22 protein-coding genes are annotated in these 25,540 nt (G+C 69.6%); 12 read left to right on the forward strand and 10 right to left on the reverse strand.

The window, feature by feature from the left end:
• Nucleotides 1–111 precede the first annotated feature (111 nt).
• The 3 genes from RN743_RS14590 to RN743_RS14600 are packed head-to-tail and all read right to left on the reverse strand — an operon-like array spanning nt 112 to nt 2,454.
• Nucleotides 112–1,047, reverse strand: a complete 936-nt coding sequence (locus RN743_RS14590) for a biotin-dependent carboxyltransferase family protein (RefSeq protein WP_310780896.1) — start codon at nt 1,045–1,047, stop codon at nt 112–114.
• Complete coding sequence (locus RN743_RS14595) at nt 1,044–1,715, reverse strand: allophanate hydrolase subunit 1 (RefSeq protein ID WP_310780897.1); 672 nt, start codon at nt 1,713–1,715, stop codon at nt 1,044–1,046. Before RN743_RS14595 ends, RN743_RS14590 begins: the two co-directional genes overlap by 4 nt.
• A gap of 7 nt (nt 1,716–1,722) precedes the next feature.
• Nucleotides 1,723–2,454, reverse strand: coding sequence for a 5-oxoprolinase subunit PxpA (locus tag RN743_RS14600; RefSeq protein ID WP_310780899.1), 732 nt, complete (start codon nt 2,452–2,454; stop codon nt 1,723–1,725).
• A gap of 153 nt (nt 2,455–2,607) precedes the next feature.
• Here RN743_RS14600 and RN743_RS14605 point away from each other — a divergent pair, with 153 nt between their 5' ends.
• From RN743_RS14605 to RN743_RS14620, 4 genes are read left to right on the forward strand one after another with little or no spacing between them, the layout of a single operon-like run.
• Nucleotides 2,608–3,804, forward strand: coding sequence for a dipeptidase (locus tag RN743_RS14605; RefSeq protein WP_310780901.1), 1,197 nt, complete (start codon nt 2,608–2,610; stop codon nt 3,802–3,804).
• Between the two features lie 32 nt (nt 3,805–3,836).
• The gene (locus tag RN743_RS14610) at nt 3,837–5,012 is read left to right on the forward strand and encodes a fumarylacetoacetate hydrolase family protein (protein ID WP_310780903.1); all 1,176 of its coding nucleotides are present in this window, start codon (nt 3,837–3,839) and stop codon (nt 5,010–5,012) included.
• The gene (locus tag RN743_RS14615; RefSeq protein WP_310780905.1) at nt 5,009–6,154 is read left to right on the forward strand and encodes a fumarylacetoacetate hydrolase family protein; all 1,146 of its coding nucleotides are present in this window, start codon (nt 5,009–5,011) and stop codon (nt 6,152–6,154) included. Before RN743_RS14610 ends, RN743_RS14615 begins: the two co-directional genes overlap by 4 nt.
• Nucleotides 6,155–6,184: 30 nt before the next feature.
• Nucleotides 6,185–7,516: an amino acid permease gene (locus RN743_RS14620; RefSeq protein ID WP_310780907.1), complete on the forward strand. Its 1,332-nt coding sequence runs from the start codon at nt 6,185–6,187 to the stop codon at nt 7,514–7,516.
• A gap of 7 nt (nt 7,517–7,523) precedes the next feature.
• Here the strand turns inward: RN743_RS14620 and RN743_RS14625 are convergent, their stop codons facing one another.
• Nucleotides 7,524–8,054: a thioredoxin family protein gene (locus tag RN743_RS14625; RefSeq protein WP_310780908.1), complete on the reverse strand. Its 531-nt coding sequence runs from the start codon at nt 8,052–8,054 to the stop codon at nt 7,524–7,526.
• A 113-nt stretch (nt 8,055–8,167) separates the two neighbouring features.
• Here RN743_RS14625 and RN743_RS14630 point away from each other — a divergent pair, with 113 nt between their 5' ends.
• Nucleotides 8,168–9,094, forward strand: a complete 927-nt coding sequence (locus RN743_RS14630; protein WP_310780909.1) for an arginine deiminase family protein — start codon at nt 8,168–8,170, stop codon at nt 9,092–9,094.
• Nucleotides 9,091–9,630: an SRPBCC family protein gene (locus RN743_RS14635; RefSeq protein ID WP_310780911.1), complete on the forward strand. Its 540-nt coding sequence runs from the start codon at nt 9,091–9,093 to the stop codon at nt 9,628–9,630. The genes RN743_RS14630 and RN743_RS14635 overlap by 4 nt, the downstream gene beginning before the upstream one ends.
• A gap of 9 nt (nt 9,631–9,639) precedes the next feature.
• Here the strand turns inward: RN743_RS14635 and RN743_RS14640 are convergent, their stop codons facing one another.
• On the reverse strand, nt 9,640–10,257 hold the full coding sequence (locus RN743_RS14640; RefSeq protein WP_310780912.1) for a MarC family protein: 618 nt from the start codon (nt 10,255–10,257) through the stop codon (nt 9,640–9,642).
• 118 nt (nt 10,258–10,375) lie between these two features.
• Here RN743_RS14640 and RN743_RS14645 point away from each other — a divergent pair, with 118 nt between their 5' ends.
• Nucleotides 10,376–11,827, forward strand: coding sequence for a serine hydrolase (locus tag RN743_RS14645; protein WP_310780913.1), 1,452 nt, complete (start codon nt 10,376–10,378; stop codon nt 11,825–11,827).
• A 47-nt stretch (nt 11,828–11,874) separates the two neighbouring features.
• Here the strand turns inward: RN743_RS14645 and RN743_RS14650 are convergent, their stop codons facing one another.
• Nucleotides 11,875–12,492 (reverse strand): MBL fold metallo-hydrolase, encoded by a 618-nt coding sequence (locus RN743_RS14650; protein WP_310780914.1) that lies wholly within the window; start codon nt 12,490–12,492, stop codon nt 11,875–11,877.
• A 217-nt stretch (nt 12,493–12,709) separates the two neighbouring features.
• Here RN743_RS14650 and RN743_RS14655 point away from each other — a divergent pair, with 217 nt between their 5' ends.
• From RN743_RS14655 to RN743_RS14675, 5 genes are all read left to right on the forward strand, one after another.
• Nucleotides 12,710–14,065 carry an MATE family efflux transporter gene (locus RN743_RS14655; protein ID WP_310780916.1) on the forward strand — a complete coding sequence of 452 codons (1,356 nt, stop codon included), beginning with the start codon at nt 12,710–12,712 and terminating at the stop codon, nt 14,063–14,065.
• A 115-nt stretch (nt 14,066–14,180) separates the two neighbouring features.
• The gene (locus RN743_RS14660) at nt 14,181–15,401 is read left to right on the forward strand and encodes an ATP-binding protein (protein WP_343219049.1); all 1,221 of its coding nucleotides are present in this window, start codon (nt 14,181–14,183) and stop codon (nt 15,399–15,401) included.
• 104 nt (nt 15,402–15,505) lie between these two features.
• Nucleotides 15,506–16,366: a GLPGLI family protein gene (locus tag RN743_RS14665; RefSeq protein WP_310780918.1), complete on the forward strand. Its 861-nt coding sequence runs from the start codon at nt 15,506–15,508 to the stop codon at nt 16,364–16,366.
• Complete coding sequence (locus RN743_RS14670) at nt 16,363–19,209, forward strand: outer membrane beta-barrel protein (protein ID WP_310780919.1); 2,847 nt, start codon at nt 16,363–16,365, stop codon at nt 19,207–19,209. The genes RN743_RS14665 and RN743_RS14670 overlap by 4 nt, the downstream gene beginning before the upstream one ends.
• Before the next feature lie 51 nt (nt 19,210–19,260).
• On the forward strand, nt 19,261–20,346 hold the full coding sequence (locus RN743_RS14675) for a heparan-alpha-glucosaminide N-acetyltransferase domain-containing protein (RefSeq protein ID WP_310780920.1): 1,086 nt from the start codon (nt 19,261–19,263) through the stop codon (nt 20,344–20,346).
• Nucleotides 20,347–20,368: 22 nt separating this feature from the next.
• On the opposite strand, the gene RN743_RS14680 is transcribed toward RN743_RS14675, so the two are convergent.
• The 4 genes from RN743_RS14680 to RN743_RS14695 all read right to left on the reverse strand — a co-directional run bounded on the left by RN743_RS14680 (nt 20,369) and on the right by RN743_RS14695 (nt 25,415).
• Complete coding sequence (locus RN743_RS14680) at nt 20,369–22,786, reverse strand: molybdopterin cofactor-binding domain-containing protein (protein WP_310780921.1); 2,418 nt, start codon at nt 22,784–22,786, stop codon at nt 20,369–20,371.
• Nucleotides 22,783–23,346, reverse strand: a complete 564-nt coding sequence (locus tag RN743_RS14685) for a 2Fe-2S iron-sulfur cluster-binding protein (protein ID WP_310780922.1) — start codon at nt 23,344–23,346, stop codon at nt 22,783–22,785. The genes RN743_RS14680 and RN743_RS14685 overlap by 4 nt, the downstream gene beginning before the upstream one ends.
• Nucleotides 23,331–24,860, reverse strand: a complete 1,530-nt coding sequence (locus tag RN743_RS14690; protein WP_310780923.1) for a tannase/feruloyl esterase family alpha/beta hydrolase — start codon at nt 24,858–24,860, stop codon at nt 23,331–23,333. The genes RN743_RS14685 and RN743_RS14690 overlap by 16 nt, the downstream gene beginning before the upstream one ends.
• 141 nt (nt 24,861–25,001) lie before the next feature.
• A complete protein-coding gene (locus tag RN743_RS14695; RefSeq protein ID WP_310780925.1) occupies nt 25,002–25,415 on the reverse strand; it encodes a hypothetical protein in 414 nt (137 codons plus the stop codon).
• Between the last annotated feature and the right edge of the window lie 125 nt (nt 25,416–25,540).

Here is a 25,540-nt window from a genome sequence, read left to right on the forward strand (position 1 = left end):
CGCTGATCCACCCCACCCGAACTGCACCCGAACCTGAAATATAAGCCGGCGGAGCTTTGACGTTCAACTTTCTCCGATCGGGAGGCGTTCCGGGACGCGCGCGGGAGCGCATTACCGATCGTCGCGGATGCCGAAGAAACGCTCCCGCCGGGCGAGCGCGTGGCGGATGGCGTCGGGGTCGGCGCGGGCGAAACGGATGGGCGCGCCGGGCCGGGCCTGCGCAAACGCGTCGAGCGCGACCGGGTCGACGGAGCCGAGCTTCGCGTAGCCGCCGATCGTGGGGCGGTCCCGCATGAAGACGAGCGGCAGGCCGTCGCCCGTCACCTGAACGGTACCGTCCACGAGGGGCGTCGAGTCGAGGACGCGCGGACCCGATCCCAGGGCGGGGCCGGCCAGTCGGCCCGCGGTTCTGTCGCTCGCCGGGTCAAGCGTCCATTCCGCGTCGAACACCCGCTCCCGGTCCGCCTCCGAGAACTCGGCCCACTCGTAGCCGGCGATCAGCGGCAGCGTCAGCGAGGCCGTCTCCGGGGGGACGAGTTCGCGGGGCACGCGCCGCACCGGACAGGCGCGTTCGGGGTCGCGCCAGCGGAGGGGCTCGCCGGCGCGGAGGGGCCGGCCGAGCAGCCCGGGCCATCCGTCGCGCACGACGGCCGATGCGGAGCCGAACGCCGTGGGGACATCGAGACCGCCGGGGAACGCGACGAAGGCGCGCATGCCGGTCGCGCTGTAGCCGAGCCGCAGCACCTGGCCCGGGCGGGCCCGGACGGTGCGCCAGGTCCCCGTTTCGACGCCGTCGAGCGTGGCGGCGCAGTCGGCACCCGTCAGCGCCACGGACGTCTCGACGGCGAAGCGCAGGGCGAAGCCGCCCAGGGTGATCTCGAGCGCGGCCGCCGCCGGATCGTTGCCGAGCAGCCGGTTGGCCCAGAGGTAGGCGCGCTGGTCCATCGCGCCCCCGGGGGCCAGCCCGACGCGGCGGCCGGTCCGCCGGCCCAGATCCTGGATCGTGCAGAGCGGCCCGGGGCGGTCCACGACGCCGTGCGGGCTCATCCGCCCGCAGCCTCGTATTCGTCCCGGTCGATCGGGCGGAACTCGACCGAGCCGCCCACCCGAAAGCGCGCGATCCGCTCGGCGGCATCGGCGAAGAGCGCCGAGGGCACGCGGCCGATCAGACGCCAGCCGCCCGGCCCTGCCGCCGGATAGACGCCGGTGCGCCGGTCCGCGATCCCGACGGCTCCCGCTTCAACGCGCGGGCGGGGCGTCGTGAGGCGCGGCATGGCGATCCGCGCGTCCACGTCGCCCATGTAGGCGAACCCCGGCGCGAACCCGGTCGCGAGGACGGCATACGCCCTACCGCTGTGGAGCCGCGCCACCTCCCCCACGCCCACACCCGCGTTCGCCGCCACCTCCTCCAGGTCCGGGGCCAGTTCCGGATCGTAGCACACCGGCAGCGACACGGGGTCGCCCGCGTCGATCCGGGGCGTCTCCGCCAGACACTCTTCCGCGGCCGCGGCCAGCCTGGATTCGACGTCCGTCGCGTCCCAACTGTGGGGCGACCCCTCGACGAGCAGCCGGTTGAAGGCCGGAATCGTCGCGCGGAGGTCCGGCAGGGCGTCGCGCGCGGAACGCTCGAGACGGAGGACTCGCGCGATGCCGTCGCGGTCGGGCGCCACCGGAAGCGTGACCAGGGCGCTCACCGGCCCCGGGAAGGTGATCACCGGCGATCTACTTCTTCCGCGGCACGAGTTCGCGGATGCGGCGGAGCACCGCCGTGGCGGAGGGGTTGTCGCCGTGAACGCAGAGCGTCTCGGCCGCCACGGGGAGCGGGCCCGCGGGGGTCTCCACGAATCCATCGAGGAGGTTCGCTACGTGGCTGGCCACGGCGTCCGCGTCGGAGAGGACGGCGCCGTCGATCCCGCGCGCCTGAAGGCGCCCGTCGGCCGCGTAGGCCCGATCCGCAAAGGCTTCGAACGCCAGCGTCAACTCCGTGTGCTCCAGCATCGCCGCGTGCCGCTCGCGCTCCGGCGTCGCCTGCAGGACGAACGCGAGCGTCGGGTCCAGCGCCGCCACGCCTTCCGCCAGCCGCGTGAGTAGCCGGTCGTCCTTCATCATGGCGAGGTACAGCGCTCCGTGGGGCTTCACGTGCCGCAGCGGGATGCCCAGCGCCGACGCCACGCCCCGCAGCGCCCCGATCTGCGCCTGCATCTCGAGCACCAGCGAATCGACCGGCCAGTCCAGTTGCAGTCGCCCGAAGTTCCGCCGGTCGGGATAGCCCGGGTGCGCCCCCGCCTGCACGCCGTGCTCGGCCGCCAGACGGAGCGTCCGGGCCATCGTGTCCGGATCCCCGGCATGGCCGCCGCAGGCGATATTGGCCTGATCGATCAGCGGCATGACCGCTTCATCGGCCCCCTTCTCCCAAGGCCCGTAGCTCTCGCCCATGTCGCAGTTGATCAGCATGCGGGAAGATACCCGCGCGGGACGGGCGTTCGCACCTGCGCCCGGCCACGACGCCGCCCGTGGCGCGGCATGGCTGGCGGCGCGCCGTCCGCCAAGCGAGAATCCATTGTAGGCTGTTCTGCCGCTGCGTTTGTCAACGGGAGTCGGTGCAACATGATGCGAATTCTCACCCGGACGCCGGCGATGGCGGTTCTGTCCGCGCTCATCCTTGGGCTCGCGGCCGCCAATGCGCGTGCGCAGGACGAACATGTCGAGGTTGCGAACCGCGTGCTGTCGAGCGTCCCCCTGTTCGACGGACACAACGACCTTCCCTGGGCGATCCGGAACGCGGAAGCGCCCCGCGACGTCCGCGCCTACGACATCTCGCGCCCCACGCCGGGCCACACCGATCTCGCCCGCCTTCGGGCCGGCGGCGTCGGGGCCCAGTTCTGGTCCGTCTACGTCCCTTCCTCGGTCATGTGGGATGGCGGCGGCGCGCGCATGCAACTCGAGCAGATCGACATCGCGCTCCAGATCATCTCCGATCACCGCGAGGACCTGGGGCTCGCGCTCACCGCGGCGGATGTGATGGAGCAGTTCCACCGCGGCAAGGTCGCCTCGATGCTCGGCATGGAGGGGGGCCATGCGATCGAGAACTCGCTCGGCGCCCTGCGGGCCTTCTACGCGCTCGGCGTCCGCTACATGACGCTCACGCACAGCGCCAACCTCCCCTGGGCCGACTCCTGCTGCGCGCTGCCCGAACTCGGGGGGCTCTCCGCCTTCGGCAAGGAGGTCGTGCGCGAAATGAACTGGCTGGGCATGCTGGTCGACATCTCGCATGTGTCGCCCGGAAGCATGCACGATGCGCTCGACGTGACCGAGGCGCCGGTCATCTTCTCGCATTCCTCCGCCCGGGCGGTGACGGACCACCCGCGCAACGTGCCGGACGACGTGTTGAGCCGGCTGCCGGAGAACGGCGGCGTCGTCATGGTCACCTTCGTCGAGTCCTTCGTGAACCAGGAGGTCGCCAACTACGTCGGCCCATCGGAAGGACGCCCGCGCGCCACGATGGCCGATGTCGTGGCGCATATCGAGCACATCCGTGACGTGGCGGGCATCGACCACGTCGCGATCGGGGGCGACTACGACGGCATCGACCGGGGGCCGGTCGGGCTGGAGGACGTATCGACGTACCCGGCCCTGTTCGCCGAACTTTCCCGTCGCGGATGGACCGAATCCGAACTCCGGGCCCTCGCGGCCGACAACCTGCTTCGCGTCATGCGGGCCGCCGAAGCGACCGCGCGCCGGCTCCAGGCCGAACGCGATCCCTCCATGGCCACGATCGAACAACTGGACGGGCTGGTGCCGTGAGACCCGCCGTCCCCAACCGAGAGGAAAGACCCATGAGAACCGCACCGAGCAGACGAACTTCGACCGGACGGGCGCTTCCGCTTGGAGTGATCGCGGTCCTCTTCTCCGCGGCCTCCGTCGCCGCGCAGGATGTCGCGGGCATCGTACTCGTGGAACCGTTCAAGGTGGGGACGTTCGCGATCAGGGACGTGCCTCGCGTCGGGCTCGTGCTGCGCGACGCCTTCATCGTCGACATCGAACTGGCGAACGAAGTCCTCGAGCGGAATCGCGCGTATCCGAGGGTGCCGGCGCCCACGGACATGCTCGACCTCATCGGCCGCTACGAGTACGGCCTCCAGCGGCGCCTGTACGAGATCGTCAACGAGACGATCGCCTATCAGCGGCTCTCCGGCCCCACTCGCGCGGAATACGTCTACGGTGTCGACGAGGTCCGGATCCTGCCGCCGATCATGTATCCGGGCAAGATCCTGAACGCGGCGAGCAACTTCTACAGCCGCGTCGCCGCGGACGCGCCCGAAGGCGAGCAGGAGGAGGCGGTTCGCGAGCGCCGTGAGAACCGGGGCGTGCCCTACCTCTACCTCAAGCCGTCCCGCGGCGCCGTGGTCGGGACCAGCGAGCGGATCGTGATTCCGCACGGCCGCAGCCAGACCGACTGGGAGGTGGAACTGGGCGTGGTCATGGGGCGGGCGGCAAAGTACGTCGCCTCCGAGGATGCCCAGGCGACCGTCTTCGGGTATACGGTGACGATCGACGTCTCCGACCGCGGCGGGCGTCCCCCGGGCGGCAACCCCACGCCTTCCGACTGGCTGGTCGAGAAGGGGCACGACACGTTCGCGCCCATGGGCCCGTGGATCGTCCCGAAGGAGTTCTACGGCGACCCGATGGAGATGCTGCGGCAGACGCTGGATGTGGGCGGCGAGCGCATGCAGGAGGCGACGGCGGGCGACATGATCCACTCGCTGTGGGAGTTGATCGAATACGCCTCCTCGATCGTGACGTTGTTCCCCGGTGACGTGATCAACCTCGGCACCTCCGGCGGGGTCGGCATGGGCGAGGCTCGATTCCTGCAGCCGGGCGATGTCGTGACGGCGACGATCGACGGGATCGGCACGATCGAACTCCCGGTGGTGGAGGGGCCGGAGCCTCTCGGCGACATGGGCGTGCGGCTGCCGCCCGTGAGCACCTATCGGCGGGATCCCGGCTCATGAGGGCGCTGCTGGCGGCCGCGGCTCTGGCGGTCTCCGCTCCGCTGTCGGCCCAGGCAGGACCGGAGATCGAGATCGCGGAGCCTTTCAAGGTGGGGACGTTCGAGATCGGCGGCGCTCCGCGCGTGGCCCTCGTGCTGCGCGACGCGCTCATCGTCGACATCGAGGAGGCGAACCGGGAGCTCGAGCGAAACCCGGCCTATCCGCCCGTCCCGCCGCCGGCCGACATGATCGACCTCATCGGCCGCTATGAGTACGGGGTCCGGCTCCGGCTGTACGAGATCGTCAACGACCTCGTGGCCCGGGGCGGGCTGTCCGGGAGCGGCAGAGCCGACTTCGTCCACGATCTCGAGGACGTGCGGGTCCTCCCGCCCATCATGTACCCCGGGAAGATCCTGAACGCGGCGGTCAACTTCTACAGCCACGTCAACGAGGCGGGCACCGAGGAGGAGCGGCGCGAAGCCCGCCGCCAGCGGCGTGAGAACCGGGGCGTGCCCTATCTCTTCCTCAAGCCGACGCGCGGCGCGGTGATCGGCGCCGACGACCGGATCGTGATCCCCTTCGGCCGGGACCGCACGGACTGGGAGGTGGAGCTCGGCGCGGTGATCGGTCGCAGCGCCAAGTACGTGGATGCCCGCGACGCCGAGAACCATGTGTTCGGATACACGGTGACGATCGACGTCTCCGACCGCGGCGGGCGGCCGCCCGGCGGCAACCCCATGACGTCGGACTGGTTCGTCGGAAAGGGCCACGACACGTTCGCGCCCATGGGTCCGTGGATCGTGCCGAAGGAGTTCTACGGCGACCCGATGGAGATACTGCGCCAGACGCTGGACGTCGGCGAGGAGCGCATGCAGGAGGCGACCGCGGGGGACATGATCCACACCCTGTGGGAGCTGATCGAGTACGGATCCTCGATCGCGACGCTGTTCCCCGGGGACGTAGTCAACAACGGCACCTCGGGCGGGGTCGGCATGGGCACGGCGGTGCGCGGCGAGACGCGCTTCCTGCAGCCCGGCGAGGTCGTCAGCGCCTCGATCGACGGCATCGGCACCCTGACGCTCGAGGTGGTGGCCGAGACGGAGCCGCCCGGCGGAACCGGAGCGCGGCTCCCGCCCGTGAGGAACTATCGGGGGAACCGCTAGCGTCGTAGCAACTCCGGCTCGGAGCAGCGGATGACGCCCAGACCCGCCTTGGGGTTGTGGATGTGCACGGCCCTTGTCGTCGGGAGCATGGTGGGCTCGGGCGTCTTTCTGCTGCCCGCCTCGCTCTCTCCGTACGGGGGGATCAGCATCCTCGGCTGGCTCGTGAGCGCGGGCGGGGCCATGTGCCTGGCGCTCGTGATGGCGCGGCTGGGCGCGTTGATTCCGAAGGTCGGCGGCCCCTACGCCTTCGCGCGCGAGGGCTTCGGCGATTTCGTCGGATTCTGGGTCGCCTGGGCCTACTGGATCTCGCTGCTCACGGCCAATGCCGCCCTCGCCGTGGCGACCGTGAGCTATGCCACCGTCTTCTGGCCCACGCTGGGCGCTTCTCCGGTCGCCGGAGGCGTGGCATCCCTCGTCGCCCTCTGGAGCCTGACGTTCGTGAACGCCTGGGGCGTGCGCGCGGCGGGGCACGTGCAACTCGTCACCACCGCGCTCAAGCTCCTGCCGCTGGCGGCGATCGGCACCATCGGCTTCCTCTACTTCCAGCCCGAACACTTCCGGCCGTTCAATCCCGCCGGCGGCAGTCCCGTCACCGCGGTTACGGCAACGGTGACGCTGACGCTGTGGGCCTTCATGGGACTCGAGGCCGCGACCGTCCCCGCCGCCGACGTGCGGGATCCCGCGCGGACGATCCCGCGGGCCACGATCCTCGGCACGCTGATCGCGGCAACGATCTTCATCATCAGCACCTCCGCCGTGATGGGGATCATCGCGCCGGCGGACCTCGCCGTCTCCACCGCGCCCTTCGCGGACGCGGCCGGATCGATCTGGGGGAATGCCGGCCGGCTCGTGATCGGCGCGGGCGCCACGATCGCCTGCTTCGGCGCGCTCAACGGCTGGATCCTGCTTTCCGGACAGCTTCCCCGGGCGGCCGCGCAGGATGGCCTCCTTCCCGCCGCCTTCGCGCGGCTCAGCCCGCGCGGCACACCGTCCTTCGGGCTCATCTTCGCGGCGGGCGTCGCGACGATCCTCATCGCGATGAACTACACGCGCGGTCTCGTCCAGGCCTTCACCTTCCTCATCCTGCTCTCCACGCTCGCGACGCTGCTCGCCTACGTGTTCGCGAGCGCGACCGGACTGCTCTTCGCCGTGCGCGAGCGCCTCGCCGCGACGGGGGCGCGGGGGGCGCAGCCCTCCGGCGCGGCAGCCCCGGTGGGCCGGCTGGTCGTGGCTGTCCTCGCCTTCGGGTTTTCCTTCTGGGCCATCGCGGGGGCGGGTCCCGAAATCGTCTTCTGGGGCTTCCTGCTCCTCGTGGCGGGCGTCCCCGTGTTTGTCGCGATGCGGGCCGCGGGCCGCGGCTGACGCTCCCTCAGGCGCCGGCGGCCGCGCGCTCGAGAATGCGGAGGAACTCGTCCAGCGCGGTGCGGCCCTTGTCTCTTGCGTAGTAGCGGCGCACCTCGCGATAGCGGTCTGCCGGGTCCAGCTTCATCCCCTCCGTCATCACCCACTCCTGGATCGGCGCCGGCCGGGGGCCCCACCAGCCACGCTCGCGGAACGTCTCGTCGTAGGCGATGAGAACCGGAATGGACCGGCTCGTCCCGTTCGTCAGATGGGCGTCCATCAGGTCCGGATTCTCGTCCCGCAGGAGCAGGCGCAGTTCGATGTTCCCGGCGACCTCCGCCAGGCGGTCGAACACGGGGAGGGTGTTGATCGCGTCTCCGCACCAGTCCTCGGTGAGCGCGATGACGTTCCATTGGCCGGGGATGGCGCGGGCACGTTGCCGGGTCTCATCGTCCACCGCCGCGCGGCGGGCCAGCGCGTGCCAGAGTTCGCGGTTCTTCTCCACTGTCTCCAGGTATTCGGAGAACGTCGAGGCGCTGCGGAATCGGTCTCGGTCCAAGTTCGGGAACCCTCGTGCTGCGGTCCGTGCCGTGGCGGCGGGCCTCACGGCACCGGCGCTGTCGGGCGCGTCGCGGGCAGCGAAGGTATCGGCCCCGCGGTAGCTTCAGCCAGATGAACGGGCGGGTGCAAACCGAAGCGAGGTTCGGCGTCTCCAGCATGGTGGCGCCGCTGCGCCGCGTGGCGCTGCGCCGGCCGGGCCGGGCGACGCTGGAGGCGGACCCGGCGCGCTGGCACTACGCGGGGCCGATCGAGCCCGGCCGGCTGCTCCGCCAGTACGACGCGTTCGCCGAGTGCGTCGCGGCCTCCGGGGCGGAAATCGAGTGGATCGAGGGTGCGGAGGATGACGGGCTCGCCGACGCGATGTTCCCCTTCGATCCCTCCTTCATGACGCCCGGCGGCGCGATCCTGCTGCAGCCCGGGAAGGCGTTGCGACAGCCCGAGGTGGCAAGCCACGAGGCGCTCTACCGGCGTCTCGGCCTGCCGGTGATCGGCGCCATCGAGGCCCCGGGAGTTGCGGAAGGCGGGGATCTGATGTGGGTCGATGAACGCACGCTCGCGGCGGGGCGCGGCTTTCGTACCAACCAGTCGGGCATCGACCAGCTCCGGGCGATGCTGGCGCCGTTCGGGATCGAAGTCCGCGCCTTCGACCTTCCCATCTGGAACGGAAGCGCCGCCTGCCTGCACCTCCTCTCCCTGGTCAGCCCGCTGGATCGGGATCTTGCGCTGGTTTATCCCCGGCTCTTCCCGGTCGCGCTCTACGAGTTGATGCGCGAGCGCGGCATCCAATGTCTCGAGGCGGGGGATGAGGAATTCGCGGCTTCCGGGGGGATGAGTCTCAACGTCCTCGCGACGGCCCCGCGCCGCTGCATCGCGCTCGACGGATTTCCGGAGACCGTCCGGCTCCTGAGGGACGCGGGCTGCGACGTCACGTGCTTCGACGGCGACGCGCTCTGCATCCCGTGCGAGGGCGGCCCGACGTGCCTCACGCTCCCCATCCTCCGCGACCCTCCGCCCCCTGCAACGAAAGCCGTCCCATGAACCGCACCCTGAAACGCATCATCATCGGCATGCTCGTCGTCATCGCGGGGCTGTTCGCGGTCGTCTTCGGCGTCGGGAGTTCCCTGCCCCAGGACCATGTCGCGGTGGTGAGGGCCGAGTTCCCGGCTTCGCCGGAGGAGATCTTCGAGACCATCGCGGACTACCGGGCCTACCCCGAGTGGCGTCCCTCCGTCGAACGCGTCGAGGAACTCCCGGCCCGCGACGGCAACCCCGCCTGGGTGATGATCGAGGCCACGGGTCCGCTTCCCATGGAGTTGACGGAGAGCCAGCCCCCGAGCCGGCTCGTAACGACGATCCTCTCGGAAGGCATGCCCTTCGGCGGACGCTGGATCTACGAGATCGAACCCGCGGCGGGCGGAGCGATCGTGACGATCACCGAGGAGGGGGAGGTGTACAGCGCCATCTTCCGCTTCGTGAGCCGCTACATCATGGGCCACCACGCTTCGGCGTCGCTCTTCCTCAGCGACCTCGGCGGGCGCTTCGGCGACGACGTCACCGTGGACATCGTGCGTTAGCCGACTCCGTCAGCCGGCGAAGAACTCCCGGATGCCGCTGAGGCACATCTGGCAGCCGATGGCGAGCAGGATCAGGCCGGAGAAGCGCTCGAAGATCCGGACCGCCCGGCGGCTCAGCGCGTGCGAGAGGAAGCTGGCCGCGAGAAGCACCGCGAGCACGCCCGCCGACGCGACGAACACCGCGATCAGCGTGGCGACGGGAACCCCGATCAACGCGCCGGCCTCGTCGAGCGCCAGCGTGATCGCGGCGGTGATCGACGCCGGACCCGCGATGAGCGGCATGACGAGCGGGACCCACAGGTGGTCCTCCGTCTCGCCCGGATCCCGGCGCACGCCCGTGATCCCGAACCCGGCGCCGCGGAGCATCTCGAGCGCGGCGAGGACGACGACGAGGCCGCCAGCCGTCCGGAACGCGGCGAAGCTCACGTCGAAGAGGTTCAGGATGCGCGCGCCGGCAACGGTGGCGACGGTCAGCACGATGAGCACTCCGACCGCGACCTTGACCGCCGCGCGCCGCAGTTCCGCCCGCGAGGACCCGTCCGTCGCCGCGAAGAAGAAGGGCAACTCGGCGAGCGGGTTCGTGAGCGCGATGAGCGCGATGGAGCCGTAGAGAATCTGATCGATCACGGGGACACGATATTCCAGCTCGCCGATGGGCGCGACCTTCAGCCGTGGCCGGAAACGCGTGCATCCCGCATGTTGGCAGGGTTCCAGGAAACCTGTCGTCCGGACTCCGGGGGAAGCCATGAAGCGCCTCACGTTCGCGGCCATCGCGCTCGCCCTCCTCGCGCCGGCAGCCGCGGCTGCCCAGCAGGAGCGGTCCTACGATTACTTCGCTCCGCAACGGGAGATGATCCAGCGCGGCGTCCAGGCCATCCTCCAGTGCAACGGCCTGTTCACGGGAGACCGGACGCTGGAGCAGGTCTTCGAGCAGGAACTCGCCTACCTGCGCGACCCGGTCGGGACGGCCGAGGGCGGCGATTACGTCGTGGACTGGGAGAGGAAGGCCGTCGCCATCGGCGAATCCGGCGCGACCCCGACCATGAGGGCCGCGTTCCGCGAGGGGATCGGGTGCGTGATCCTGTCGCCGGAGCAGACCTTCGACGACATCGATGACCTGCCGATCCTGACCACGCCCCGGGCGGAGGGCGCTGCGGCGGGGGCGGCGTGGCCGGACGGCGACCTCGTCATGAGCCGCCCGCTCCCGCGCGGCGTCGATCCGGTGGCCCTCGAGGCCGCGTCCGACTGGACCTTCGACCGCGAATCCCCGGAGCAGGTGACGCTCAGCCTCATCGTCCTCCACGACGGCGAGATCATCCACGAGCGTTACGCGCCCGGCGTCGACATGTTCACAAAGACCCGCACCTGGTCGACCGCGAAGAGCATCGCTTCGACCCTGATCGGCATGCTCGTCGACGAGGGGAAGCTGGCGCTCGACGAGCCCCTGCCCTTCGACTGGCTGCCCGGGAACGCGGGCTCGCCGGAGAACGATCCCCGGCGGGAGATCACCCTTCGTCACGTGCTCAACATGTCCAGCGGACTCTATCCCGTGGACAGTTGGGGGATGGAGTACGCGACCGGGTCGGGCTTCTCCTACTGGGCCGGAGAGAGTTCGGTGCACGGCGCCCGCAACCGCTCGCTCATGCAGGAACCCGGGACGTTCTGGGACTACGAGAACTACGACACGCTGCTCGGCGTGTACGCGATGAAGCAGGTGATCGGCGACCCGCAGGCCTACCTCGAGTTCCCGCGGGAACGTCTCCTCGACAAGATCGGCATGCGGAACACGCTCCTCAGCACGGACCGCTTCGGCGACTTCATCATGAGCAGCCAGGTGTACACGACGGCCCGCGACCTCGCCCGCTTCGGGCTCCTCTACGCGCAGAACGGGATGTGGAAAGACGAGCGCCTGATCTCGGAGGAGTGGATCGACTTCGTGCGGACGCCGGCCCCCGCCACGTCGGAGACCGGCAACGAATACGGCGGCCAGTTCTGGCTTGTGCCGGACGACCGCACGGACGTACCGAAGGACGCCTACTCCACCGCCGGCAACCGTGGCCAGTTCGTCGTCATCGTGCCTTCACACGACGTCGTCATCGTCCGGCGCGGGCTCGACTACGGCCGGCAGGGCTTCGACCGGTGGGACATGACGCGCGAGGTCCTCAAGGCGTTCGAGCCCGTCGCCACGAACCCCTGACGCCGGACGGCGCCGGGGTCAGATCCGGCGCGCGGGTCGGGCGGGGGTCAGACCCAGCGGCCGCCGTGGAGTTGGAGGACGAAGGGGTTGGTGTCACGCTCCAGCGCCACGGTGGTCTCGGGGCCGTGGCCGGGGTAGAGGCGGGTCTCGGACGGTAGCGTGAGCACCTGCGTCCGAATGGATTCCATGAGCACGCCGTAGTCCCCGTTCGGGAGGTCCGTCCGTCCGATCGACCCGCGGAAGATCACGTCCCCCACGATCGCCACGGGGTGCGACGTGGAGACGAACATCACGTGCCCCGGCGCGTGGCCGGGCGCGAACACGACCTCGAATTCCGAGCCGCCGAAGGCGATGTTCGTGCCGGGGACCAGGTCGATGTCGGGCGGCGGCGGCTCCACGCAGGGTACGCCGAAGGCGAGGGCCTGGTTCGCGATGTTGTCGTAGAGCGGGCGGTCGAGCGGGTGGAGGTAGATGGGCGCCCCCGTCTCCACCTTCGCCTCCTTGAGGCCGTCGATGTGATCCAGGTGGGCGTGCGTGACGAGGAGCGCCGCGATGTCCAGGTCGCGAGCGCGCGCCTCGGCCAGCGCCTCGGGCGTCGCGGCTCCCGGATCGACCAACAGCCCGGTGCGGCCGTCCTCGCAGACCACGAGCAGCGTGTTCTGCACGAACGGTCCGCCCGTGAACGTCAGAATCTCGATGTTCTCCCCCTCGACCTAGCAGCCGGCCGGCCCGCTTCCGGTCCTGGCGCGGGTGAGGCTTTGCCCGCTTCCGGTCCTCCGGCGGGTGAGCCGGAGTCTATCCGCGGCGCTGCGGGCCGGCAACGGAATTTCCGGCGGATCTGCAGGATTTGCGCGCCGCGAGGCGCCCCGCGATGATGGCGCGATGAACCTCGCTCCCCGCCGCGCGGACCTCGCGCGCATGCTGGAACTGGCCCTCCCGATCGTGACGGTTCAGGTGGGCATCATGATGATGGGCGTCGTAGACACGGTCATGGTCGGCCGCCTGTCGGCGACCGATCTCGCCGCCGTCGGCCTGGGAAACATCTACTTCTTTCAGATCGCCGTGTTCGGCATGGGCGTGCTCATGTCGCTCGATCCCATCGTCGCGCAGGGCGTGGGGGCGGGGAACCATGAAGCCGCCGCCCGGGGGATACAGCGGGCGTTCGTCCTCACTCTGTTCCTGACGGCGATCACGTCCCTGCTCTTCCTGCCCGCGGCGCGCGTGTTCGCCCTGCTGCGGCAGCCCGCGGATGTCGTCCCCGTGGCCGGGGGCTACGCGCTGGGATCGATCCTCGGGATGCTTCCCTTCTACGCGTTCGTCGTGCTCCGACAGAGCCTGCAGGCGATGCATCGCGTGGCGCCGATCGTGTGGACGATCGCGGGGGCGAACCTCCTGAACGCCTTCCTCAACTGGGTGCTGATCTACGGCAATCTCGGGGTGCCGCAGTTGGGGGCCGTGGGCTCGGCGTGGGGGTCGAGCCTCGCGCGCTGGTGCATGGCGGTCGCGCTTCTCTGGCTGTCCTGGTCCTCCATGCGTCCCTATCTGGGCCGGTTCCGGCGCGAGGCGCTCGACCGGCGCGCGCTCGTGCGCATGGTGCGGCTCGGCACGCCGATCGGCTTCCAGCAGCAACTCGAGTTCGGGGCGTTCGCCGTGATCGGCGTCATGATGGGCTGGCTGGGCACCGAGGCGATGGCGGGGCACCAGATCGCCCTCAACCTCGCCGCGCTCACCTTCATGGTGCCGTTCGGGATCGCGGCGGCTTCCGCCGTGCGTGTCGGCCACGCCGTGGGACGCGAGGACATGGACGGTGCGCGCCGGGCCGCGGCCGCGGGGATCCAGCTCAGCGGCGTCTTCATGCTCGCCACCGCGGGCGCGTTTCTCGCCTTCCCGCGCTTCTGGGCCGGCCTCTATTCGCACGATCTCGCGGTCATCGCCATCGCCGCGTCGCTGATCCCGATCGCCGGCGTCTTCCAGGTCGCCGATGGCCTCCAGACCGTCGCGGCCGGTGTCTTTCGCGGCGCCGGAAACACCTTCACGCCCTTCCTCGTCAACGCCCTCGGCTTCTGGCTGCTCGGCGTCCCGGTGAGCTACTTCCTCGCCTTCCGTGCCGACTGGGGCCCGCGCGGCCTGTGGTGGGGCCTGGCCGCCGGACTCGCCGTCGTGGCCGTCCTCCTCTTCGCCCGCCTGCGCCGGGTCCTCGGCCGCGACGTGCGCCGCGTAGCCATCGACCCACTCTAGCTTTTCAGATGGACGCAGCTTGACTTTCAATTGAACAACGCAAAACTTTCAATCGGTCATTCATAAGTTTTCAATTGGTCAGGAGCTTCGGCTTTCGCGCGGGAGGACTGAAATCCTGTATCGTCGTTTCGTTGACGACCGAATCGCAGAGGCACTCGCGGATACGCGAGTCGTGTTGCTCTGCGGTCCCCGCCAGTCAGGAAAAACCACGCTGGCGCAGCAGATCGCGCACACCGAAATCCCTTTCTTCACACTCGACGACGCCGTCACTCTCAATGCCGCCGAGACCGATCCCACCGGTTTCGTGCGTGGCCTGGACCGAGCTGTGATCGACGAGATCCAGCGCGTTCCGGAACTCCTGCTCGCGATCAAGACCGCCGTAGACAGGGATCCTCGTCCGGGACGGTTCCTGCTCACCGGATCCGCGAACCTGATGACGCTGCCCCGCGTCGCCGATTCCCTCGCGGGTCGCATGGAGACCATCCGCCTCCTGCCTCTCGCTCAAGCGGAATTGCGAGGCACCCGACCCGGATTCCTGCCACGCGCGTTCGCGGGCGACGCTCCGGTCTCCACCAACCCCGTCGTGGGCGCCGAACTCCTGGACATCGTGCTCGCCGGAGGGTATCCCGAGGCGCTGACTCGCTCGACCTGGCGTCGTCGCCGCCGATGGCACCTGAACTACGTCGAGGCGATCCTGCAACGGGATGTCCGCGACATCGCCCGCGTCGATCAACTGCAGGCCATGCCGAAGCTGCTGCGCGTGCTCGCCGAACATTCCGGGCAACTCGTGAACTACTCGGGGTTCGGTTCGGCATTGGGCATGAACCACGTCACCATCCGCAAGTACGTCGGCGTACTCGAAGACCTGTTCCTCCTTCGGACGCTGCAGCCCTGGTATTCGAACACCCTGAAGCGGCTCCTGAAGACCCCGAAGCTGCACTTCCTGGACTCGGGGCTGCTCGCGTCCTGGGGCCAGCGGTCGCCGGAACTCCTCGGTCGCGACCGGACGCGTTTCGGGCCGCTGCTGGAGACTTTCGTTTTCGGAGAACTCCTCAAGCTCACCGGCTGGGTCGACGATCCCTACAGGTTCTCTCACTTCCGGGACAAGCAGGGCAACGAGGTCGATGTCGTCCTGGAAGACGGGCTCGGCAGAGTGGTCGGGATCGAGGTGAAGGCATCCGCTACGGTCTCGCGTCGCGATTTTGCCGGTCTTGAGCGCCTCAAGGCCGCCTGCGGCGATCGCTTCGCGCTGGGACTGGTTCTTCACGACCACGACCGGACGACCCCCTTCGGCCGTCGCCTGGCCGCCGCGCCCATTTCGACGCTCTGGTCCTGACGCCGCCGGCCGCCGACTCCTCTCCCGCTGCGGCGCTCGCTGCAACGTGACCCTGGCGGCGTGTGTCCGATCTAATGGATGACGGACGACAAGCGACGGGTTCCATGAGTACACGACGACGGTTGCGGCAACGGTTCCAATTCTCCCTTCGGGCGGCCCTCCCGGTGGCCCTTGCGGGCTTCGCTGCGGGCTTCGCGCCGGCGGCGCTCGGCGCGCAGGCGGCACAGGCGGGGAGCGTCCACTACCTGCGTTCGGTGCAGTTCGACTTCGAGGTGCCGGAGCGCATGGCGGCATTTCGCGACCGCCTCGCGGCGCTGAACACGGCCTCCATGGTCCTCCGCTTCGACGGCGCCCGGTCGATCATGATGCCGGATCCGGAAGAGCAGGAAGCGACCCCCCGGGGCGCTCCCGGCGGTTCGGACCGGATGGACCGCCGCGCCCTCGGGATGGCGATGCGGCTCAGAATGGGATCGGCCTCCCGCAGCGACCAGGAGGACGTGGTTCAGGCCTATGTCGACTTCGGGAGCGGCGCGATCACGGAGACCCGCGAGTTCATGGGGCGCACGTTCCTGATCTCCGGAGACCGGCCCGCGTTTGCGTGGAAGCTCGGGACCGAACAGCGCGAGTTCCTCGGTTACATGGTCCAGCAGGCGACGGCGGTCCATGACGGATCGGAGATCGAAGCCTGGTTCACACCCCAGATCCCGGTGCAGGCGGGCCCCGGCCAGTACGGCGGGCTTCCCGGCCTCATCCTCGTGCTCACGGTCGACGGCGGAGACCTCCTCTACTCGGCGACCGAGGTGAACCTCGACGGCCTCGGCGACGTCGCGATCGCGCCCCCGACGGACGGGGAAATGGTCACGCACGAGGAGTACGAAGCCCTCGTGGCGGAGAAGCTCGAGGAAATCCGGGCCACGCGCGGGGCCGGCAACCGGCGCCGTCCGTTCGACGGGGGGCTCCGATGAGGCGGCGCGGGCCGATCCTGGCGCTGCTGGCGATCGCGGTGACGACCGCGGCCTTCTCGCCCCGTCCCATCGAGGCGCAGGCCGAGTACACGGTGAGCGGCGTGATCGCCGACGCGGACGGCGCGGGACTCAACGGCGCCATGGTCGTCGCGCTGGCGAAGCCCGACTCGGTCCTCACCCGCTTCACGACCTCCCACGGCGACGGCGTCTTCGCCCTCGGAGATCTCGGACCCGGCGAGTACATCCTGCAGGTCACGCTGATCGGATACGGCACGGTGCGGCAGGACCTCTCCCTCGCCGGCGAGGACGTGAACGTCGGCACCATCAACCTCGAGGTGATGGCGGTCGAGGTGGACCCGCTCGTCGTCACCCTCGACCACGTCCCCTTCCTGAACCGGCGGGACACCCTCGGCTACAACGCGCTCGCCTTCCGGACGCGGCCCAACGCGACGGTGGAGGACCTGCTCCGCCAGCTTCCGGGGATCGAGGTGGAGACCGACGGGTCGATCACGGCGCAGGGCGAAGAGGTTGAGAACGTCCTCGTTGACGGGAAGGAGTTCTTCGGGGGCGACCCCACCATGGCGACCCAGAACCTGCCCGCCGAGGCCGTGGAGAAGGTGGAGGTCTACGACAAAGAATCGGACATGGCCGAGTTCACGGGCATCGCCGACGGCGAGGAAGAGCGGACGATCAACCTGGAGCTCAAGGAAGAGGCGCGGTCGGGCTACTTCGGCCGCACGTCCGGCGGGCTCGGGGCGGACGTCGACAACGCGTCCGCGGCGCCCGGGTTCGGCGAGTCGGTGGCCGCGCGGCGGCTGGCCGGCGGCGAATCCGGGACGGTGGCCGGCGGGATTCCGTACGCGGGCGCCGTGTCGATCAACCGCTTTTCGCCCACCACGCAGCTCGCCCTCGTCGGGAGCGCGAACAACGTGAACCAGGCCGGGTTCGGGTGGGGCGACGCCATGTCGTTCGGCGGACGGGATTTCGGCCGCGGCGGCGGGGGCGACGACGGGCTCACCGAGACCCGCATGCTGGCTTTCAACGTCAACCACGACTTCGGCGGGAACGACGACCACTGGATCCGGACGAGCTACCGCATCAGCACGCTCGACAACTTCCAGAACGAGACGCGACGGCAGGAGCAACTCCTCGGCACGAGCGCCTCATCCCTCGTCGACCGCGCCACGCAAACGGACACCGAGAACTCCTCGCACCGCGTCAACCTGAACTCCCAGTTTACGCTCGCCGAGGGCCACGAACTGCGGCTGCGCGGGAACCTGAACGCCCGTGGCTCCCTCCTCGACCGCGTCGACTTCCAGGACACGCGCTCGGGTACCGGCCAGTTTCTCACGGCCGCGGCGACGAACTACGACGTGGACAGCGATGACGTGGGCGGCGACGCCCGGCTCACGTGGCGCAAGCGGCTCGACGACAGCGGGCGGAGCCTGTTCGCCGAGGCCCGGGTGAACCTCAGCGATGCCGACCGTTTCACGAACCTCGCTTCGTCGATCGAGGGCAACGTGGAGAACCCGCGGGCGCAGGCCGGCGACGTGCTCCAGGAGCAGACGAATGTCGGTCAGACGCTGACGCACTCCGTCCGCCTCTCGATGACCCAGCCCATGCCCTGGGAATCCATGCTCGAGGTCTACGGGGAGCGGAGCGCGACCGCGGAGGACGAGAACCAGTCGGTGTTCGACATCGGGCCTGATGGCCGGACGCCGAACGCCCTGCTCACTTCGGGGTTCGAGCGGACGTACAGCTACCTGCGCGGGGGTTTTCGCTTCAACCGCACGAGCGAGGCCGGGCGGCTCGTGCTCGGACTGCGCCTGCAGGGCTCGGACCTCGAGGGAACGATCCTCGGCCGGAGCGAGGAGATCGCCAACGGATACACGCACGTGCTGCCCAACGCCGAGTACCGGATGCAGGTCGACGACATGCGCACGCTCCAGTTCCGGTACTCGACATCGACGCGCGAACCGCGCATGACGGATCTCCAGCCCTTCGTCGACAACCGCGATCCGCTGCGGATCCGGATGGGGAACCCGGATTTGCAGCCCGAATACACGCACCGCCTGCGGACCGAGTACCGTTTCTTCGACATGTTCAGCTTCGTCAACCTGTTCACGTGGGCGAACGTCAGCGTCACGACGAACGACATCGCCCAGTCCCGCACGGTGACGCAGCGGGGACTGCAGACGATCTCGCCCGTGAACCTCGGGAGCGCATGGTCGGCCAACGGCGGCGCGAGTTTCGGGCGGCCGCTGCGCTGGATGGGCGGGCAGGTGGACCTGAACTACAACCTGGGCTACTTCAGTTCGAACGAATTCGTCAACGACCTCGAGAACCGGAGCCGGTCGCTGTCGCACACGTTCGGGATCGAACTCGAGAACCGCGCCAAGGAGGACTACGACGTGCGCGGCGGCGCCAAGCTGACGCTCAGCGACGTCAGCTATTCCCTGAACGAGGAGTTGAACGAGGACTACGTCAACTCGACGCTGTACGGGAGCGCCGACTTCTACCTCGGGGCGTGGACGCTGGGTACGGAGTTCCAGTGGCGGCTCTACGACCAGGACCTGTTCGGGCCGGGGCGAAACGTCGCGCTGTGGGAGGCTTCGCTGCAGCGCCGCATCCTCAACGACCAGGCCGAGATCCGGCTGGTGGCGTTCGACCTGCTGGGCCAGAATCAGGGGGTCACGTACACGAACTCGCCCGGCTTCATCCAGGAGCGCCGGGTCGAGTCGCTCACGCAGTACGTGATGCTGAACTTCACCTGGTATCTCGGGAACCGTTCGATGGCCGGCGGGGGCGACAGGGGCCGCGGCGGAGACCGCTTCCGCAGGTAGCCCGAACACAGCTTCCGGCATAGCAGCTTCGGGCATAGCGCGGGGGTCGTCATGACCGGACCGACAGGCGGGCGCGTCGTCTCGCTGGACGCGTTCCGGGGATTGACGATCGCGGCGATGATCCTCGTCAACAACCCCGGCAGTTGGGCCTACGTCTACGCGCCGCTGGCCCACGCGCAGTGGCACGGGTGGACCCCGACCGACCTCATCTTCCCCTACTTCCTCTTCATCGTCGGCGTCGCCCTCCCCTTCTCCTTCTCGCGCCGCCTCGCCGAGGGAGCCGGACGGGGCCGGCTGTTCCGGCACGTGGTGCGGCGCTCGCTCATCCTCATCGGGCTCGGGCTCGCGATGCGGGCGATTCCCGACTTCGACCTGTTCGACATGCGCCTCTACGGCGTGCTGCAGCGGATCGGCCTCGTCTACTGCGCGGCGGCCGCGCTCTACCTGTGGGGGTCCGCGCGCGTGCGGTGGATCGCGGTGGGGGTGCTCCTCCTCGGGTACTGGGCCCTCGTCGCGGGAGACCTGACGCCGGACGGGAACCTCGGGGCCCGGATCGACCGGTTCCTCATGGGCGACCGGCTGTGGCAGGGGACGTGGGATCCGGAAGGACTCCTCTCGACGCTGCCGGCCATCGGGACGTGCCTCCTGGGGATCTTCTGCGGCGAGTGGCTGCGGTCGGACCGCTCTGGAGGCGAGATCTCGCGCGGAATGTGGATCATCGGCGCCTGGCTCGTCGTGCTGGGATTCCTGTGGGACACGGTGTTCCCGATCAACAAGAACCTGTGGTCGAGTTCCTACGTGCTCTTCACCGCCGGGACTGCGCTCCTCCTGTTCGGCGCCATGTACTGGCTCATCGACGTGAAGCGGCTGCGCGGGGCGTGGGTGACGCCGCTCGTCATCTACGGGATGAACTCGATCGCCGTGTTCGTCGCCTCCGGCATGTTCGCCAAGACGCTGGCCCGGATCCGGGTCGGGGGCGACGGGGGCGTGCCGCTGAGCGCGTGGCTGTACGAGCACGCGTTCCGGTCGTGGGCGGGCGACTACGGCGGGTCGCTGGCCATGGCATGGGCCCAGGTCACCTTCTGGCTGGGCATCATGTGGCTCCTCCACCGCCGCGGCACCTACATCAAGATCTAGGCGCGCCGGGGACGGGCCGCCGCTAGACCCCGGCCGCTGCCAGCTCTTCCAGCACGCGCTCCGGGCGCAGCGGGATGCGGCGCATGCGCACGCCGGTCGCATCGTAAATCGCGTTCGCGATCGCCGCCGGGACCGTGCGGTGCGAGGGCTCGCCCGCTCCGTAGTGCGGCAGGTCCGGCCGGTCCGGGTTCGGGTCGCCGTTGACGGTCACGACATCGATCTGCTCGGGCGCGTCCCGGTGCGTGATGGTCGGGTGCGTACGCCAGTCGACGCTGGTAACCCTCTCGTCGTCGAACCGCACCTCCTCGAACAGGGTCCGGCTGATCCCGTGCAGGAGGTTCCCCTGGATCGTGTTCTCGAGGCCGTCGGGGTTGATCACGAGGCCGCAGTCGTGCGCGCACATCATGCGCTTGACCCACACGCGCCCACTCTCCCGGTCGACCTCCACCTCCGCGATCGTCGCGACGGCCGTCTGTATGCGGTACGCGTACGAGATCCCGCGCCCGGTGAGGATGCGCCCGCCGCCCGGCTCCCTAGGCGAAGGCCTCGGCTCCCAGCCGAACGCCTCGGCCGCCGCTTCGATGACGGCGATCGAGCGGGCCCGGCGGAACGTCGCGTCGTCCTCCGTCGTCCCGCGCAGGAGGCGGAGACGGAACTCGACCGGGTCGGCGTTCGCGGCCGCGGCCATCTCGTCGATGAACGATTCTCCGGCGAAGGTCGTCTGCGGGCCGTTGGGGTCGCGCAGGTTGCCCGTGCGGAGCGGCGTCTCGAAGGCGAGCGGGAAGCGGACGGCCCGCGTCTCCTCCCGCCGGTTGGGGATGTGGTACATCTCGTCCGGGCCCCGGCCGCCGCCGGGAGACGGCCGCTCGGGCCGGATCCCCATGAGCTGGGCGATGAGCACGGTGTCGGCCTGGTTGTAGCCGACGTGCGCGTAGTTCGCGATCCGGGCGCGATAGTCGAGCGCAACGACGTTGCCGGCGTCGTCCAGCCCGCCGCGAAGATCGATGGCGAAGGCGGGGCCCTTCGTGTCCCACGCCGTCTCCTCGTGGCGCATCCACTGCACCCGCACGGGGCGGCCCAGTTCCCGCGCCAGGTACGCCGCCTCGAAGCCCGCGTCGTCCGCCGCCGTGCGCCCGTATAGTTGCGGACCCTCCATCCAGATCACCCGCACCCGTTCCGGCGGCATGCCGAGGAACTCGGCGATTCCCGTGCGGTGGCTGTAGGGCTTCATGTCGTTCGTGTAGATCGTCATCTGCCCGTCCGAGGGGTCGGCCACGGCGTGGGCGGGCCCGATCGCCGTGTGTCCCTGGAAGGGGATGTCGTAGCCGGCTTCGACAACCGTCACCGCGCCCGCCAGCGCCGCGCCGGGATCCCCCTCTTCGCGGGGGCGGGAAGGTGTCCCGGTCCCCGCGCCGACCGGGGTGGCGCCGCGCATGTAGTCGAAGAGGTCCTCGGACGTTGGGAAGGGCGCCGTCTCCGGCCTCTCCCACTCGAGCGCGAGGCTCTCCGCCGCCTGGATCGCCTGTTCCTCCCGCTCGCAGACGACGGCGACGTAGTTCCCCTCCCGGAAGACGCGGATGAAGCCGGGGATGTCGCGGATGGAGGACTCGTCGACGGAGACGAGCCGCGCGCCGGCGAAGGGCGGCCGCACGTTCCGCGCGTGGACCATGCCGGGGAGCTGCACGTCGACCGCCCACTCGAGCGACCCATCGACCTTGGCAGGGATGTCGTATCGCGGGAGGGACTGCCCGACGATCTTCAGGTCCTGGACCGGCTTCACGGACGCGAGGCCGGTCGTCTCGTTGACGTTCCTTCCCGTGAGGGCAACGTCGAAGCGCCGTCCGCCGATCAGATCGCCGTACGTGGCCGTGCGCTCGGGATCGGTCGCCACGGAGATGACGCCTTCGCTGACGGTGAGTTCGTCGGCGGGGACGTCGAAGCGCTCCGAAGCCAGCTCCAGCAGGACCCGTCGCGCTTCAGCCGCGACGCGACGCGCCGGCAGCGCGTCCCGCTCGATGGCATCGGAACCGCCCGATCCGCCCTGATCGACCGTCATATCCGTTCGGCCCATGACGAGCGTGGCCCGGTCGTAGGCGAGGTCGAGTTCGTCGCACATCATCTGACGCATGGCGGTCCCGGTCCCCTGCCCGCCGTCCGTCTTGCCGACGTAGAAGGTGGCCGTGCCGTCCTCGTGCACGACGAGCCACGAGTCGAGCTGGAGGTAATCGGGGTCGGGGTACGGGTTCGCCTCGCCGGGGGCGCCGGAGCCGTTCCGGCCGGGTCCCGCCACACCGATGCCGCCCGCGCCGCTGAAGCCCACGCTGCTGAAGCCGAGGACGAACAGCCCCGATGTCCTGAGGAAGTCGCGGCGGGACGTGTCGCCCTCCCATCGGCCGAGCGCGTCGTCGAGCTTCGCGGACAACTCCGCCGGGCGCCTCACCGGTCCACCTCCCCGCCAGCCTCATTCGCGCCAGCCTCATCCGCGCCGTTGGCCGCACCGGCCCCATTCGCCGAGTCGACCCCACCGGCCCCGTTCGCCATTGCCTCCGCGGCGCGTTTCACGGCGGACTGGATCCGGTAGTACGTCATGCAGCGGCAGAGGGCGCCATTCATCCCTTGCCGGATCTCGTCGTCGCTCGGGTCCGGATTGCGGTCGAGGAGCGCTTTGGCGGTGAGGATCTGGCCGTTCTGGCAGTACCCGCACTGCGGCACCTGCTCGTCGATCCACGCCTGCTGCACGGGATCGAGTTCGCCGGCGGCGGACAGGCCGTCGAGGGTGACGATCTCGCCCTCGGCGCGGGACACCGGGCGCATGCAGGAACGGATCGCGCGGCCGTCCAGCAGCACGGTGCACGTCCCGCACTGGCCGAGGCCGCAACCGAACCGGGGCCCGCGGAGGCCGAGATCGTTCCGGAGGACGTAGAGCAGCGGGGTCGAGGGTTCGACGTCGAGCGAGTGGGTCTCGCCGTTCACTCGGAGCGTAATCACGGTGCGACGCATTCGAAGCTGTCCTCCTGCTTCGGGTCTCCGGTGCCGTTGTAGGCGGCGTAGGCCGGCCACGGGCACACGGGCCGCTGCATCTCGACGCCGGCCTCGCCGAACTTCGTCGCGACGAGCCGCTCGGGGGCCTCGTCCTCCTCGACCCACGACTGGATGGCGGCGATCCAGTCGACGAAGTCCGGGCCCGGCCCGCCCGCGCAGTGCAGGACGCCGGGCAGCATGAACAACCGCGTGTAGCCCTCCGCTTCGTCGTCGCCCGCGGCCACGCCCTCATAGTAGGCGATGGTTCCGCTGGCGGGGATCGCAGGGTCCGACCAGCCGGTCCACAGGATCAGCTTGCCGCCCGCCGTCTTGAACGCGGTCAGATCCGTGTCCGTCGCGTTGAGGATCGCGCGGGCGCGGCGCGTGTCCTCCTCCCACGCGAAGTAGTCGCTGAAGTCGTACGTGGAGTAGTCGAACTCCGGGTCGTCGAAGATGATGTACTTGTACATCTGCGTGCCGAAGGCGTAGTGGAGGTTGGGTCCGGCCGGCCCGAGCTGCATCTCACGCCCCGTGACCCACATTCTCCACCCGCCCTGGTCGGTCTCGCCCCCGAAGGGCAAGCCGGGGTAGACGTGCCGGTCCCCCGCGCGGGCACCGCCGTAGATCACCTCCGCGGCGGCCCGCTGTTCGGCCGTCAGTCCCTCGATCGAGGCGATGTCGATCTCGCACGCCATGGGGTTCGTCATGAACCCGTCCTCCACACCGTCGTTCCCGTCGCACGCCTCGAGGATCGCAGCTTCGAGGATGGCCGCGGCCTCGTCCGTGATGACCGGGGTCGCGAGGTCGTTCGGGTCGGGATACAGCGCCTGCTGGGTCTGGAGGAAGAAGGCGCCGAGGCCGGGCCAGTCGTAGGCCGGCGCCCCGGACACGATGCCGTCGAAGTCGTCCGGATAGCGCTGCGACGACATCATCGCCTGGCCCCCGCCGCGCGAGCAGCCGATGAAATACGAGTACTCGATGTCGCGGCCGTAGAAGAGGCGGACGATCGTCTTCGCCGTCTCCGCCGTCACGTGCACCGCCCGGTGGCCGAAGTTCACCTCCCGGTCGGGCCGGTTCAGCGCCCAGCTCGCGTCGATGCCCGGGCCCTGGTGTCCCGTGTCCGTCCCCACCGTGGCGAACCCGCGGCTCAGGACCGAGACCGGCCCCGCGAACTGGAGCGCCTGGTTCTGGACGCTCCCCACGAACCCGCCGCCGCCGCCCATGAGGAAGCGGCCGTTCCAGTCCTCGGCCAGCGGGAGGAGAAGCTCGAAGTGGATCTCCTCGTCGATCGTCCCGCGCACGCGGCAGTGCGCCGGGTCGCTCGCGCCGGCCTCGACCTCCGTCACCTCCTCGAGGACGAAGCCGCTCCATGACGTGGCAGTCAGTTCGTCGCACGTGAGGGCGGGGACGAGGTCGACCGCGGGCGCGGGGGCGAAGGCAGTCAAGGTCAGGACGGCGGCGGACGAAACCGCGAGGCGGCGCGACGGAGTCATGTGTTTCCCCGGGTCGGAGTGTCCCGCGACGAGCACCTCCGGGCCCGACCCGCGGGTCAGGGCTCGGAGGCGCGACCGAGCAGAGTTACGGTGCCGTCGGGGACGCCGGGCCGCAACGGTCTCGGGGCCCGGGATCGCAGATCAGCGCTGCTTTTCGGGCAAGCGCATATGGACGCCACGGGCTTCCATGTGCGTCCGTAGCATTTGCTCGGCCTCGTCGTGCGTGATCTCGCCTGCCTCGACGGCCGCGTGGAGTCGGCGGAACTCCATGGCCAACTGGGTGGAGAACTCCTCCAGCCCGGGAGTCAACTCCCCGATGCGCTCCATCACGCCTTCAAGGCTCAGCCGGAGATCCCGGGGGACCTCCTTCCTTGTGATGTCGCCCGATTGCAGGAGCCCATCGAGCCTCCCGCCCACGACTTCGATCTCCCGCTTGGCCTGCTCGAGGCGCTCCACCGTCCTGCGGATGCGCGCCTGGGCTTCCGGGTCGAGGTCAAGCGCCTGGAAGGTTCCGTCTTCCTCCACGTACCCGAGGCCTGCCTCAGGATCGATCACCAGTTTCCCCGAGTGGATCAAGGAGGTTCCATCCTCGTACTTGACCTCCACTTCCATACCGTCCCAGCTAGTTCTCGTCCGTAAATCGCTTCATGGCAGAGCTTTACCGGCGTGTTTTCACCAGT

This window comes from Candidatus Palauibacter scopulicola, from assembly GCF_947581915.1.
GTDB lineage: Bacteria > Gemmatimonadota > Gemmatimonadetes > Palauibacterales > Palauibacteraceae > Palauibacter > Palauibacter scopulicola.